The organism is Streptomyces adelaidensis, assembly GCF_016598475.1.
Lineage (GTDB): Bacteria > Actinomycetota > Actinomycetes > Streptomycetales > Streptomycetaceae > Streptomyces > Streptomyces adelaidensis.
In genome coordinates, this window is record NZ_JAEMUX010000024.1 from 12889 (window position 1) to 26483 (window position 13595).

Sequence of the window (13595 nt, forward strand, 5' to 3'; positions counted from 1 at the left end):
CCTACCGCCAAGCAGTCAGCCGCTCCCCGACCCTCGAAGGGGCAAATTCATGATGCCTGGAACTGTCGTGGAACGGCGCACCGAAGAGGTCAAGTCTCCGGTCGTCGTGCCGGTTGTCGTGGCTGACCTGACGGGCAGCGAGCGGACCGTGGCGCTGTACGCGTCTGACATGCCGACGCGTCGCAGCTACGGCACGAAGGACCAGGTCCGCGAGTGGATCGTGCAGGGTGCTGAGCGGCTCGGTGCTGAGGAACTGCGCCGCCGTGCCGAGTTCCACAACGGGCACTTCATGCTCGCCGTGGGCGGCATGGCCACGGCGGACGTGCAGGCCCGGCACGAGGAGCGTTTCCCCGACGGCCGACGCCTCGGGATTGCCGAGCTGGCCACGGCCACAAGCAAGTGCTTCGACGGTATGAGCAAGGCTGCGATCGTCAGGAACGCGGCGGCGCGGGTCGACGGCGAGTGCGCCTGCGGCGGAACCGGCCTCATCACGTTCACCGAGGACTGGGACCCGGGCGCCTCGTACAGCCTTCACTGCATGGTCCACCGTGCCGCCGTGGCCGGGGCGGACGTCTGATGACTGCCCTCGGTCCGATCAACGCGCTGTACGCCCGTGTGGCGGCCCCGGTTGCTCCCGCCGTGCCTTTGGCATGGAGGGAGCGCCGCCGGGGCGGTGAGGAGTTCCCCACCGTCCCTATCCGGGGCTTGGAGCTGTCCGTGTCCGAGGTGGCCGCTGCGCTCTTCGAGACGGAGGCTGACGAACTCGCCGTTCCGGTGCCTGACACCGATGTGCTGTACGACGCGCTCAACGGCGCGGTACGCACATTGGGCCCGGTGGGCATCGCGGACATTGTCGGGACCTTCGCGGGGCTGGACTCCGAGGAGTTCTCCGAGGTGGGTGTCTGCCGGATGTTCGCGTACCGGCTGGCCCTGTCGTTCTGGTACGAGGGGGCCCGCTCCCGTCCGATGACGGCGGGGGAAGCGGCCGTTGCCCTGTACCTGTCGGACGCCTACCGCCACCAGACCGACCCCGGTACGTTCCGGCGCTCCCCGCTGTTGGTCTCCCGCGCGATCCGGCAGGGCGCCGCCCTGGTCCCCGGTGAGACGCTGCTGAGGCTCGGGGCGGCCCTGGTACGGGAGTTCGCTGCCCCTGCCCCCTACGGGGGTGTGACGCGTACTGTGACGGCGGGAGTCACGCAGGTCAGCGGCGCGGACTGGGCGAGGTCGCAGGAAGCCGTCAAGCCCGTGACGGCGGGCCGTGACTGGCTCTACGGTCAGGCCCTGCCCGACCGGCGCCGTCGCCGGTTCTGCTTCGACCTGATGCGCTCCGACAGGCGCCAGCCGTCTCCGCTCATCGTCCGCCTGGACGGCGGGGGCTACGAGGTGGGGGCGACTCCTCCGGCGGGACCTGACGGCACGTGGACACGGTCGCTGCGGGCGGACTGGTGACCGTGACCACGGCCGCTCGCCGGATCAAGACCGAGACGCGCCGCTTACGCCGAAGGCAGCTCGCTGAGCGCTACGGGCTGCGCTGCGCCTACTGCCGCCGTCCGTTCGCCACCGTGCGGGAAGCGACGCTCGATCACATCGTGCCCAACTCGCTGTGGCGCACGGCCACGGTCACCGCGCTCGTACTGGCCTGCCTCGACTGCAACCACCGCAAGGGCGACCGCTTTCCGCTCTCCCTGGCCCTGTTGCTGCTGCGCCAGATCGACCCGACCCGACCCGTCATCCGCCCGACCGATCTGCCGGTACTGGCCCGACTTGCATACGCCAACCACCCGATCCACACGGCCAGTTCGCGGCCCGACTCGGCTGCGCGACGGTCTACCCGTGGCCTGCCCGAATCGACCCCGAACGACCCGATCGAATCCGAAAGGACGGCGGCATGAGCGCCCGCCCGATGGACGAGAAAATGACCGTTTCCGAGGTGCTCGCTGACCTGAAGGTCGCCCCGTCGACCTTCTACCGGTGGCGCCAACTCGGGAAGGGGCCCCGCGCCATCAAGCTGCCGAACGGTGACGTGCGCATCCGCCGATCCGAGTACGAGCGCTGGCTTACCGAGCGGGAGGACGCTGCGTGAGCACCGAGAACGAGCCCCCGACCGGGCGTCCCCGGGGGTCGGCACGACCGGGCTACTCCTTCGATGTCAAGCTGTGGAAGGTGTCCAAGACCGGACGCAAATCCCGCCCCTACCGCCTCCGTTGGGTGGTGGCCGGTCACGTGTACGGCGACACGTTCACCACGTCCGCTCTCGCTGAGAGTCGCCGAAACGAGCTGTGGCAAGCCATGAACCGGCGCGGTGAGGCGTTCGGGATCGACTCTGGCCTGCCTGAGTCCGAAGTGCGCGCGGCGGCGGAAGATGCCGAAGCGGCGGCTGAGGCCGAGCCGTTCTTGCGGTGGTTCGAGTTCTGCCGGAGGTACGTCGCAGGGCGGTGGCGCATGAGTGCCGCCAAGTCGCGTGAGGGCATGGCGGACGGACTCGCGGCGGTGGCGCTGGCTATGGTGAAGCGGGAGGGGGCCCCTGACGACACGCACCTACGGCTCGCGTTCCGGTGGGGGATCGTGCCCGCGAACTCGGGAGAGGAACCGCCGGCGGAACTGAAGGCCGCGTACGAGTGGCTCACGACGGAGGACCGGCCGGTTGCCGACCTGGTCGACGCGGGGGTGTTCGAAGACGTGCTGTACCGCCTCAGCTACCGCCTGGACGGCACCCCGGCGGCGGGGGAGACGCACAAGCGGCGGCGCCGTGCCCTGAACACCGCCCTCGAACACGCGGTGGCCACCAAGGAACTCCCGGAGAATCCCTTGCAGGGGGCCTACAAGAAGCGTGTGGGTTCCGGCGCGGTGGTGGACCGACGCGTTCTCGTGAACGCCGTACAGGGGCGCCAGTTGCTCACGGCCGTCTCGTACGTCGGCTCATGGGACCGCAACCGTGGGCGGCGCCTGGCAGCGTTCTATGCGGTGCTCTACTACGCGGGACTCAGGCCCGCCGAGGCGGTGGGACTGAGGCTCTCTGACTGCCACCTACCGGACGCGGGTTGGGGCACGCTGACGCTGCGGGAGACGCGCCCTGTCTCAGGCAAGCAGTGGACCGACTCGGGGGAGCGGCACGACCGCCGGGGGCTGAAGGCGCGCGAGGCGGACACGGACCGTCCGGTCCCGATCCCGCCCGTTCTGGTCGCCATCCTTCGGGCCCACCTGAAGGAGTTCGGGACCGCCAAGGAAAGGCGCGTGTTCGGCAACGAGCGCGGGGGAGTGGTCGGCTCATCCACGTACTGGCGTGTGTGGGAGGAAGCTCGGCTGTTCGCCCTCCCGCCCGATCGCGTCGCATCGCCGCTCGCCGGGCGTCCCTACGACCTGCGCCACGCCTGCATCACGCGATGGTTGAACGCAGGGGTCCCGATCGCTGAGATTGCCCGGCGCGTCGGCAACTCGCCCGAGGTCATCCACCGCCGGTACCACGGCTGCATCGACGGGCACGAGGAAGCGGCCAACGCAAAGATCACAAAGGCTCTGGAAGAGGAGGGCGACACCGCCGCGTGAGTGTGTCGGAGGTGTGTCGCGAACAGTGAGAGAGAGCAAGAAAGAGCGGGAGTCAGTGAGACTCACTCCCGCTCTCTCATGTCGGCATCCGCACTGGTCAGAGCATGATTCTTGCTGTCTGACTGGCGAGTGCCCCCGGCAGGATTCGAACCTGCGCACACGGCTCCGGAGGCCGTTGCTCTATCCCCTGAGCTACGGGGGCGTGTCGGCCGCTTTTGTGGGGCGGCGACGGGTTGAACACTACCAGCTCTCTGAGGGAGATCATGAACGGGTTTTGTGGGGGCGAAGGTGGGGGTTGAGCTGGGGGAGACCGCCCGCAGGGGGCGGAAGTGGGGAAAACCCGGACGCGGTGGTGGGTGCGGACCTACTCTCGAGTTGTGCCAGGCGCGTCCGGTCGGGTGCTTGTTGTGGACGACAACAAGGTCATCCGGCAGCTGATCAGGGTCAACCTCGAACTGGAGGGCTTCGAGGTGGTGACCGCGGCTGATGGTGCCGAGTGCCTGGACGTCGTTCATCAGGTGCGGCCCGACCTCGTCACCCTCGACGTCGTGATGCCCCGGTTGGACGGCCTCCGTACCGCCGCCCGGCTTCGCGAGGATCCCCTGACGCGGCGTCTGCCCCTCGCCATCGTCAGTGCATGCAGCCAGTACGAGGTCGAGGCCGGGCTCGATGTCGGTGTCGACGCCTTCCTCGCCAAGCCCTTCGAGCCCGCTGAACTCATCGCGCTCGTACGGCAGTTGGTGGAGCGTGAGCAGGATCGGACCGAGGGCGCCGCACCGTTCGGCGCCGGAGGCGGTGCCCCTGCCTCCGCCAGCGCCCGCCTCGGCAGCACGGGCAGCGGGAGCGAGCACACCGAGCGCGCCGGCCGTACCGGGAGCTGACTTCGCCCCCGACGTCGACTCCGCATGGCTCCCCATCGCTCCACATGCTCAGCCCGCCCCGGCCTGACCCCACCCCGTCCACATCCCGGACCCCGACCCAAACCGGCTCGCATACCCACCCCCCTCCTCCCCTACGCTTGTCCCGTGACCCCCGTCGAGCTCTCCCGCACCGTGCTGCGCGCGGTGCGTCGTGCTGTGGATGAGGGGGAGCTGAGTGTGGCCGTGCCCGTACGGGCCGTGGTCACTCCGCCGGGGCCCGGCGGGAGCGGGGACTACGCGACGAACATCGCGTTGCAGCTGGCCCGGCCCGCGGGGCGCCCGCCACGGCAGGTCGCCGAGATCCTGCGGCCCCACCTCAGCCGGACCGAGGGCGTCGCCGCCGTCGAGATCACCGGGCCCGGGTTCCTCAACATCCACCTCGACCGGGCCGCCGTCACCGCCCTCGTGCGTCGCATCCAAGGGCAGGCTCCTCTTCCGTACGGTCATGGCGACACACTCGCCGGGCAGGTCGTCCGGCTGCGGATCCCGTACGACATCCGCGCCGAAGTCGTCGCCGACGCGCTCGTGCGGATCGTCGCCAGCCAGGGCGGCCGCGCCGAGGTCGACCACGCCAGGCCCGGGCATCCCGACGAGGCCGACACGGATCACACCAACCACACCAGCCACACCAGCCACACCACCACCGGGCTCGACCGACCCGTCGACCTCCGGCCGGTCCCCGCCCCGGAAGACCCCACCCCCCTCGGCCCCGACGCCCTCCGCTGGGCCCTCCTGCACCCCGCCGCCCACGACCGCCCCCGGATCACCGCGGACCTCCTCGTGCAGCGCGTCGGCAACCCCCTCTTCCGGGTCCGTTACGCCCACGCACGAGCCCGCGCACTCACCCGGAACGCCGCGGCCCTCGGCTTCACCGGCACCCCGGGCAACCTGGACGTCCCGAGCGATGTCCCGAGCAATGTCTCGGACGACGTCCCGGACGACGTCCCGGACGGGCCCGCCACCCCCCTCACCCCCCTCACCCCCCTCACCCCCCTCATCACCGCCCTCACCGAATACCCCTCCACCCTCACCCGAGCGGCCACCCACCGCGCCCCCGACCGTCTCGCCCGGCACCTGGTCGTCATCGCCGACGCCCTGCTGGCCGTCCAGCACACGGTGCTGCCGCGCGGCGACGAGAAACCCTCGGCCGCCCACCGGGCCCGGCTGGCGCTTGCCGAAGCCGCCGGGACGGTGCTGGCCGGCGGCCTGTCCCTGCTCGGCATCGACGCACCCGAACACCTCTGAGCGAGCCGCGAAGCCCAAAGCCCGCCCAAGCCCGCCCCAAGCCCCACCGCGCAAAGCTCCAGAGATTCCACAGAAAGCCGTACAGACATGAGCCGTTCCGCACACCCCGCCGGGCCCCGTCACGCCGACGTCCTCCCCGAGGGGCACTACGCCGCCCCGCCCGCCGACCTGAACACGCTGGACCCGAAGGTGTGGGCGCAGACCGTCACCCGTGCGGACGACGGGGTCGTCAGCGTCGGGGGGATCGATGTGAAGGCGCTGGCGGAGGAGTTCGGTACGCCGGCGTACTTCGTCGACGAGGCCGACTTCCGCGCCCGGGCGCGCGCCTGGCGTACGGCGTTCGGGCAGGAAGCCGACGTGTTCTACGCGGGCAAGGCGTTCCTGTCCCGGGCGATCGTCCGCTGGCTGCACGAGGAGGGGCTGAACCTCGACGTGTGCTCGGGCGGCGAGCTCGCCACCGCCCTCTCCGCCGGGATGCCCGTCGACCGCATCGCCTTCCACGGCAACAACAAGTCCACCGGCGAGATCCACCGTGCCGTCGAGGCCGGCGTCGGCCGTATCGTGCTCGACTCCTTCCAGGAGATCGTGCGGGTCGCCCACATCGCCCAGTCGCTCGGCAAGCGGCAGAAGGTGCAGATCCGCGTCACCGTCGGCGTCGAGGCGCACACGCACGAATTCATCGCCACCGCCCACGAGGACCAGAAGTTCGGAATTCCGCTCGCGGGCGGGCAGGCCGCGGAAGCCGTACGGCGGGCCCTCAGGCTCGACGGGCTGGAGCTCATCGGCATCCACTCCCACATCGGGTCGCAGATCTTCGACACCTCCGGGTTCGAGGTCGCGGCCCACCGGGTCGTCGGGCTGCTCAAGGACATCCGCGACGAGCACGGTGTCGAACTGCCCGAGATCGACCTCGGCGGCGGGCTCGGCATCGCATACACCAGCGACGACGACCCCCGCGAGCCGCACGAGATCGCCAAGGCCCTGACGGAGATCGTCAACCGGGAGTGCGAGAGCGCCCGGCTCCAGGCACCCCGGATCTCCGTCGAGCCCGGCCGCGCCATCGTCGGGCCCACCGCCTTCACGCTGTACGAGGTCGGCACCATCAAGCCGCTGGACGGGCTGCGCACCTACGTCTCCGTGGACGGCGGCATGTCCGACAACATCCGGACCGCGTTGTACGACGCCGAGTACAGCGTCGCGCTGGTGTCCCGCGCCTCCGACGCCGAGCCGATGCTCGCCCGGGTGGTCGGCAAGCACTGCGAGAGCGGGGACATCGTGGTCAAGGACGCGTTCCTGCCGGCGGACCTGGCACCGGGTGACCTGATCGCCGTACCGGCCACCGGCGCGTACTGCCGTTCGATGGCCAGCAACTACAACCACGTGCTGCGCCCGCCGGTCGTCGCCGTCAATGATGGAGAGGCCCGGGTCATCGTCCGGCGGGAGACGGAGGAGGATCTCCTCAGGCTCGACGTCGGGTGACCTCGATGTCGGGTGACCTCTTGGGTGACTCGCCGAAAGCCCTGAAAGGCCAAATAACCGGGGCCGAAAGATCTCCCGTCTTCCGGCCCCGAGAAAATGAAATACATGTCTCACGATCCGGACGAGGGATAGAAACTCCCGTCCGGTGAGTGAGACTGGTCCCACCGTATTCGGTATGTGAGGAAACGAGGTCGGATGATGCGTACGCGTCCGCTGAAGGTGGCGCTGCTGGGCTGTGGGGTTGTCGGCTCAGAGGTGGCGCGCATCATGACGACGCACGCCGACGATCTCGCCGCCCGCATCGGGGCCCCCGTCGAGCTTGCCGGAGTGGCCGTACGGCGGCCCTCCAGGGTCCGTGCGGGCATCGACCCCGCCCTCGTCACCACCGACGCGACCGCCCTGGTCAAACGGGGGGACATCGACGTCGTCGTCGAGGTCATCGGCGGTATCGAGCCCGCCCGCTCCCTCATCACCACCGCGTTGGAGCACGGCGCCTCCGTCGTCTCCGCCAACAAGGCCCTCCTCGCCCAGGACGGCGCCGCCCTGCACGCGGCGGCGAACGAGGCCGGCAAGGACCTCTACTACGAGGCCGCCGTCGCCGGCGCCATCCCGCTGATCCGGCCGCTGCGCGAGTCCCTCGCAGGCGACAAGATCAACCGGGTGATGGGCATCGTCAACGGGACGACCAACTTCATCCTCGACAAGATGGACTCCACCGGCGCCGGGTATCAGGAGGCGCTCGACGAGGCCACCGCCCTCGGGTACGCCGAGGCCGACCCGACCGCCGACGTCGAGGGCTTCGACGCCGCCGCCAAGGCCGCGATCCTCGCCGGCATCGCCTTCCATTCGCGGGTACGGCTCGACGACGTGTACCGCGAGGGCATGAGCGAGGTCACCGCCGCCGACTTCGCCTCGGCGAAGGCGATGGGCTGCACCATCAAGCTGCTCGCCATCTGCGAGCGGGCCGCGGACGGCGGATCGGTCACCGCGCGCGTGCACCCCGCGATGATCCCGCTGACCCACCCGCTCGCCTCCGTGCGCGGCGCGTACAACGCGGTGTTCGTGGAGTCGGACGCCGCCGGACAGCTGATGTTCTACGGCCCCGGCGCGGGCGGCGCTCCCACCGCCTCCGCCGTCCTCGGCGACCTCGTGGCCGTGTGCCGCAACCGGCTCGCGGGCGGGACCGGACCCGGCGAGTCCGCCTATGCCGCGCTGCCCGTGTCGCCGATGGGCGACGTCGTCACGCGCTACCACATCAGCCTCGACGTCGCCGACAAACCGGGAGTTCTCGCCCAGGTGGCGACCGTGTTCGCCGAGCACGGAGTGTCGATCGATACGGTTCGGCAGCAAGGCCGACAAGACGGGGACGGCGAGGCCTCTCTCGTCGTCGTCACTCACCGCGCCTTTGACGCCTCCCTCAGCGGGACCGTCGAGGCGCTGCGGAACCTCGACACCGTGCGGGGTGTCGCCAGCATCATGCGGGTTGAAGGAGAGTAACCAGCAATGACCCACCAGTGGCGCGGAATCATCGAGGAGTACCGGGACCGGCTGCCCGTCTCCGCCGGCACGCCGGTCGTGACGCTCCGGGAGGGCGGCACGCCCCTCGTGCCCGCGCAGGTGCTCTCCGAGCGCACGGGCTGCGAGGTCCACCTCAAGGTCGAGGGTGCCAACCCGACCGGGTCCTTCAAGGACCGCGGTATGACCATGGCCATCACCCGGGCGAAGGAAGAGGGCGCGAAGGCCGTCATCTGTGCCTCCACGGGCAACACGTCTGCCTCCGCGGCCGCCTACGCCGTACGCGCGGGCATGGTTTCGGCGGTGCTCGTCCCGCGCGGCAAGATCGCGCTGGGCAAGATGGGCCAGGCCCTGATCCACGGCGCGAAGATCCTCCAGGTCGACGGCAACTTCGACGACTGCCTCACCCTCGCGCGTGAACTGAGCGACAACTACCCGGTGGCGCTGGTCAATTCGGTCAACCCGGTGCGCATCGAGGGCCAGAAGACCGCCGCCTTCGAGATCGTGGACATGCTCGGCGACGCGCCCGACATCCACGTCCTGCCGGTCGGCAACGCGGGCAACATCACGGCGTACTGGAAGGGCTACAAGGAGTACGCCGCCGACGGCATCGCCGCCAGGACGCCCCGCATGTGGGGCTTCCAGGCCTCCGGCTCCGCGCCGATCGTGCGCGGCGAGGTCGTCAAGGACCCGTCGACGATCGCCACCGCGATCCGTATCGGCAACCCCGCGTCCTGGCAGTACGCCCTGGCCGCGAGGGACGAGTCGGGCGGCTTCATCGACGAGGTGACGGACCGTGAGATCCTGCGCGCCTACCGGCTGTTGGCCGCGCAGGAGGGTGTCTTCGTGGAGCCCGCCTCCGCCGCCTCGGTGGCCGGTCTGCTCAAGGCCGCAGAGCAGGGCAAGGTCGACCCGGGCCAGACCATCGTCTGCACGGTCACCGGCAACGGTCTGAAGGACCCCGACTGGGCCGTCGCGGGTGCCCCGCAGCCCGTCACCGTCCCGGTCGACGCGGCGACGGCGGCCGAGCGCCTCGGTCTCGCGTAGGACGCCGCGCGAACTCGCGCCGGGGGTCGTGCCAGAGTTCGCGTATGGGTTCGAAACAGCCTGAGAGCCGCGCGTAGACGCCGATTCTCGGGGGATAACCCTGACAGGACCCGACCGGGGGTGCACAGGGGGCTTACGACACGCATCGTGCGCCTCCTGTGCGCCCTATGTCGCCACAGAACTTTCCTTCGATAAGCTGTAGTGAACCCGCCCGCCGCATATGCCCCGCAAGGGTGCGGCGCCGCGCCGTCTTCGGCGGCCCAGGGTCCTCACGCACGTATCGAAACGCATGTATCGAAACGCACGTATCGAATGTCATTCGACAATCGTCAATCTCGCAGCTCAAGGAGAGTCATCGAGCGATGGCCGGTCCAGCGTTCCGCGCCGCCGCCGTACGGGTGCGCGTCCCCGCCACCAGCGCCAACCTCGGCCCGGGCTTCGACGCCCTGGGCCTGTCGCTGGGCCTCTACGACGACGTGGTCGTCCGGGTGGCCGACTCCGGGCTGCACGTCGACATCGCGGGGGAGGGCAGTGAGACGCTCCCGCGTGACGAGCGGCATCTCCTCGTCCGCTCCCTGCGCACCGCCTTCGACCTGCTGGGCGGACAGCCCCGAGGCCTCGAAATCGTGTGCGCCAACCGCATCCCGCACGGCCGCGGCCTCGGCTCCTCCTCCGCCGCCATCTGCGCCGGCATCGTCGCCGCCCGCGCCGTGACCATAGGCGGGGAGAACCGGCTCGACGACGCCGCGCTGCTCGAACTGGCCACGGAGATCGAGGGACACCCCGACAACGTCGCGGCCTGTCTCCTCGGCGGCTTCACGCTCTCCTGGATGGAGGGCGGCGCCGCGCGGGCGATCAGGATGGAGCCCGCCGATTCCATCGTTCCGGTGGTTTTCGTCCCCGGAAAACCGGTTCTCACGGAGACGGCGCGCGGACTGCTCCCGCGCACCGTCCCGCACGTCGACGCGGCCACCAACGCCGGCCGGGCGGCCCTGCTCGTGGAAGCCCTGACCAGGCGTCCCGAGCTGCTGCTGCCCGCCACCGAGGACCGGCTGCACCAGGAATACCGGGCGCCCGCCATGCCGGAGAGCGCGGCCCTGGTCGAGCGACTGCGGGCCGACGGCGTCCCGGCGGTCATCTCCGGCGCCGGACCCACGGTTCTGGCCCTGGCCGACGAGGCCAGTGCCGACAAGGTGGCCGATCTCGCGGGTGTGGGGTGGGCCGCCAACCGGCTGGACCTCGACGCCCGAGGGGCGTGCGTCCTGCCGCTCACCACCACCGTCGCCGATACCGGCGTCGGCAGTGGCGACGAGTAAGGGCGTTCGGTTGCCGGATTTCGAGAGGGGGAATGTTTGTTGGATCCGGTAGTGTTAACCTCAAGTCTGCACCTGCCCCAGCCATGGCGAGGTGCTTATCGTCCCAGTCCGGGACAACCATTCTTCCGGGAGTCTCCCAAGCCGCACTGCGCTTCGTACGTCAAGCTGTACGCCGTACGCAGGCACTGAGCGGTCTGCCGAGCAGGCTCCGGAACCGGCGTGACCGAGCCGCGTGACACAGACACTCAGTGCCACGGCCCGGGTAAGCGCCGAATCATTCAGAAATTTCCTCCGCCGCCTTTGGCGGACCACCGCCCCGGCACGGTCCACCCGAATAGGGCCGAAGTCGGACAGCAAAACCGGTCGCCGAGCCAGAAGGCCGACGTCCGCTCCAGGGAAGGACCCTTCGTGAGCGACACCACCGATCTGATGGGCGCACGTGTCGAGGAGACCGCTGCCGCGCCCGCCACGGACGCCGCGCCTGCCAGCGGTGCCGGCTCCCGGCGGCGCCGCGGTACCGGCCTTGACGGCATGGTGCTGGCCGAGCTGCAGCAGGTCGCATCCGGCCTCAACATCAGGGGCACCGCGCGTATGCGCAAGAGCCAGCTGATCGAGGTCATCAAGGAGGCGCAGGCGGGAGGGGGTGCCCCGGCCAAGGCCGAGGCAGCCACCGAGACCAAGCCGAAGCGCCGCGCCACCTCGAAGGCGCGTACGGGCGAGGACGCCGCCCCGGCCGAGAAGGCCGTCGCCGCCAAGAAGGCCGAGGCGCCCGCCGAGAAGGCCGTGGCCCAGCAGCAGATCGAGATCCCCGGCCAGCCGGCCGGTGGCGACGAGGCGCCCACCGAGCGCCGTCGTCGTCGTGCCACCGCCGACGCGGGCAGCCCCGAGACGGTCACCGTCGAGGCGAAGAGCGAGCCCAAGGCCGAGACCCCGGTCCAGGCCGAGGCCAAGGCCGACGCCGCTGACCAGGGCGCCGAGGGCCGCCAGGGCCGCCGCGAGCGCGGCCGTGACCGTGGTGAGCGCACCGACCGAGGTGAGCGCACCGACCGGGGCGAGCGGGGTGACCGCGGCCGTCGGGGCAAGGGCGACGAGCAGCAGGGCGGCGGTGGCCAGCAGCAGCGCGACCGCGGCCAGCAGCAGAGCCAGCAGCAGGGCGGTCGTCAGGACCGTCAGGACCGTCAGCGTGACAACGGGCCGCAGGACGACGACGAGTTCGGCGATGGCCGGCGTGGCCGTCGCGGCCGTTACCGGGACCGTCGTGGCCGTCGCGGGCGTGACGAGATCGGCACCGCCGAGCCGCAGGTCGCGGACGACGACGTCCTGATCCCCGTCGCGGGCATCCTGGACATCCTCGACAACTACGCCTTCATCCGTACGTCGGGCTACCTGCCGGGCCCCAACGACGTGTACGTCTCCCTCGCCCAGGTCCGCAAGAACGGCCTGCGCAAGGGTGACCACGTCACCGGTGCGGTCCGTCAGCCCAAGGACGGCGAGCGCCGCGAGAAGTTCAACGCGCTGGTCCGTCTGGACTCCACCAACGGCATGGCGCCCGAACACGGCCGTGGCCGCCCGGAGTTCAACAAGCTGACCCCGCTCTACCCGCAGGACCGCCTCCGTCTGGAGACGGACCCGGGCGTGCTGACCACCCGCATCATCGACCTCGTGTCGCCGATCGGTAAGGGCCAGCGCGGTCTGATCGTGGCCCCGCCGAAGACCGGCAAGACCATGATCATGCAGGCGATCGCCAACGCGATCACGCACAACAACCCCGAGTGCCACCTGATGGTCGTCCTGGTCGACGAGCGTCCGGAAGAGGTCACCGACATGCAGCGGTCGGTGAAGGGCGAGGTCATCTCCTCGACCTTCGACCGTCCGGCCGAGGACCACACCACGGTCGCCGAGCTGGCGATCGAGCGCGCCAAGCGCCTGGTGGAGCTGGGCCACGACGTCGTCGTGCTGCTCGACTCGATCACGCGTCTGGGCCGTGCGTACAACCTGGCGGCGCCGGCCTCCGGCCGCATCCTGTCCGGTGGTGTCGACTCGACCGCCCTGTACCCGCCGAAGCGCTTCTTCGGTGCGGCCCGCAACATCGAGGACGGCGGCTCGCTGACCATCCTCGCCACCGCTCTGGTGGACACCGGGTCCCGCATGGACGAGGTGATCTTCGAGGAGTTCAAGGGCACCGGCAACATGGAGCTCAAGCTCGACCGGAAGCTCGCCGACAAGCGCATCTTCCCCGCGGTGGACGTGGACGCGTCCGGTACCCGTAAGGAAGAGATCCTGCTCGGCAGTGACGAGCTGGCCGTCACCTGGAAGCTGCGCCGGGTGCTGCACGCGCTCGACCAGCAGCAGGCGATCGAGCTGCTCCTCGACAAGATGAAGCAGACGAAGTCGAACGGCGAGTTCCTGATGCAGATCCAGAAGACGACGCCGTCGCCCGGTAACGGCGACTAGTCGGTCGGTCTGAAGAAGCCGAGGAAGCCGAAGAAGTAGTCGGTCGGTCTGAAGAAGCCGGGGCCACCCTCGT

Annotated in this window: 12 protein-coding genes and 1 tRNA gene; 12 read left to right on the top strand and 1 reads right to left on the bottom strand. The window is 70.1% G+C overall.

All coding sequences use genetic code 11. From position 1 onward, the window contains the following. Nucleotides 1-49: 49 nt before the first annotated feature. The 5 genes from I8N67_RS16275 to I8N67_RS16295 all read left to right on the top strand — a co-directional run bounded on the left by I8N67_RS16275 (nt 50) and on the right by I8N67_RS16295 (nt 3546). On the top strand, nt 50-577 hold the full coding sequence (locus tag I8N67_RS16275) for a hypothetical protein (protein WP_234045794.1): 528 nt from the start codon (nt 50-52) through the stop codon (nt 575-577). Next, nucleotides 577-1449: a hypothetical protein gene (locus I8N67_RS16280; protein WP_234045795.1), complete on the top strand. Its 873-nt coding sequence runs from the start codon at nt 577-579 to the stop codon at nt 1447-1449. Before I8N67_RS16275 ends, I8N67_RS16280 begins: the two co-directional genes overlap by 1 nt. Further along, nucleotides 1446-1892, top strand: coding sequence for an HNH endonuclease (locus I8N67_RS16285; protein ID WP_307835256.1), 447 nt, complete (start codon nt 1446-1448; stop codon nt 1890-1892). The genes I8N67_RS16280 and I8N67_RS16285 overlap by 4 nt, the downstream gene beginning before the upstream one ends. Continuing rightward, nucleotides 1889-2083, top strand: coding sequence for a helix-turn-helix transcriptional regulator (locus tag I8N67_RS16290; protein WP_200303825.1), 195 nt, complete (start codon nt 1889-1891; stop codon nt 2081-2083). Before I8N67_RS16285 ends, I8N67_RS16290 begins: the two co-directional genes overlap by 4 nt. A 71-nt stretch (nt 2084-2154) precedes the next feature. After that, nucleotides 2155-3546, top strand: coding sequence for a tyrosine-type recombinase/integrase (locus I8N67_RS16295; RefSeq protein WP_234045806.1), 1392 nt, complete (start codon nt 2155-2157; stop codon nt 3544-3546). A 130-nt stretch (nt 3547-3676) separates the two neighbouring features. Here I8N67_RS16295 and I8N67_RS16300 read toward each other — a convergent pair. Further along, nucleotides 3677-3748 (bottom strand) — tRNA-Arg (locus I8N67_RS16300). Between the two features lie 196 nt (nt 3749-3944). Here I8N67_RS16300 and I8N67_RS16305 point away from each other — a divergent pair. The 7 genes from I8N67_RS16305 to rho all read left to right on the top strand — a co-directional run bounded on the left by I8N67_RS16305 (nt 3945) and on the right by rho (nt 13522). Next, nucleotides 3945-4427 (top strand): response regulator, encoded by a 483-nt coding sequence (locus I8N67_RS16305; RefSeq protein WP_307835257.1) that lies wholly within the window; start codon nt 3945-3947, stop codon nt 4425-4427. A gap of 144 nt (nt 4428-4571) precedes the next feature. Next, entirely contained in the window at nt 4572-5711 is a 1140-nt protein-coding gene (gene nrtL, locus I8N67_RS16310; RefSeq protein WP_200303828.1) for an ArgS-related anticodon-binding protein NrtL, read from the top strand. Between the two features lie 87 nt (nt 5712-5798). After that, entirely contained in the window at nt 5799-7190 is a 1392-nt protein-coding gene (gene lysA, locus I8N67_RS16315) for a diaminopimelate decarboxylase (protein WP_200303829.1), read from the top strand. 198 nt (nt 7191-7388) lie between these two features. Beyond that, entirely contained in the window at nt 7389-8687 is a 1299-nt protein-coding gene (locus I8N67_RS16320) for a homoserine dehydrogenase (protein ID WP_200303904.1), read from the top strand. A gap of 6 nt (nt 8688-8693) precedes the next feature. Next, complete coding sequence (thrC, locus tag I8N67_RS16325) at nt 8694-9752, top strand: threonine synthase (RefSeq protein WP_200303830.1); 1059 nt, start codon at nt 8694-8696, stop codon at nt 9750-9752. Nucleotides 9753-10114: 362 nt separating this feature from the next. Further along, nucleotides 10115-11068 (top strand): homoserine kinase, encoded by a 954-nt coding sequence (gene thrB / locus I8N67_RS16330; RefSeq protein ID WP_200303831.1) that lies wholly within the window; start codon nt 10115-10117, stop codon nt 11066-11068. A gap of 408 nt (nt 11069-11476) precedes the next feature. After that, a complete protein-coding gene (gene rho / locus I8N67_RS16335) occupies nt 11477-13522 on the top strand; it encodes a transcription termination factor Rho (RefSeq protein WP_200303832.1) in 2046 nt (681 codons plus the stop codon). Nucleotides 13523-13595: the final 73 nt, after the last annotated feature.

Excerpts from the sequence above, each read along its gene's own strand:
- I8N67_RS16275 (WP_234045794.1), top strand. The coding sequence starts at position 50 with ATGATGCCTGGAACTGTCGTGGAACGGCGCACCGAAGAGGTCAAGTCT.
- I8N67_RS16280 (WP_234045795.1), top strand. The coding sequence starts at position 577 with ATGACTGCCCTCGGTCCGATCAACGCGCTGTACGCCCGTGTGGCGGCC.
- I8N67_RS16290 (WP_200303825.1), top strand. The coding sequence starts at position 1,889 with ATGAGCGCCCGCCCGATGGACGAGAAAATGACCGTTTCCGAGGTGCTC.
- lysA (WP_200303829.1), top strand. The coding sequence starts at position 5,799 with ATGAGCCGTTCCGCACACCCCGCCGGGCCCCGTCACGCCGACGTCCTC.
- I8N67_RS16320 (WP_200303904.1), top strand. The coding sequence starts at position 7,389 with ATGCGTACGCGTCCGCTGAAGGTGGCGCTGCTGGGCTGTGGGGTTGTC.
- thrC (WP_200303830.1), top strand. The coding sequence starts at position 8,694 with ATGACCCACCAGTGGCGCGGAATCATCGAGGAGTACCGGGACCGGCTG.
- thrB (WP_200303831.1), top strand. The coding sequence starts at position 10,115 with ATGGCCGGTCCAGCGTTCCGCGCCGCCGCCGTACGGGTGCGCGTCCCC.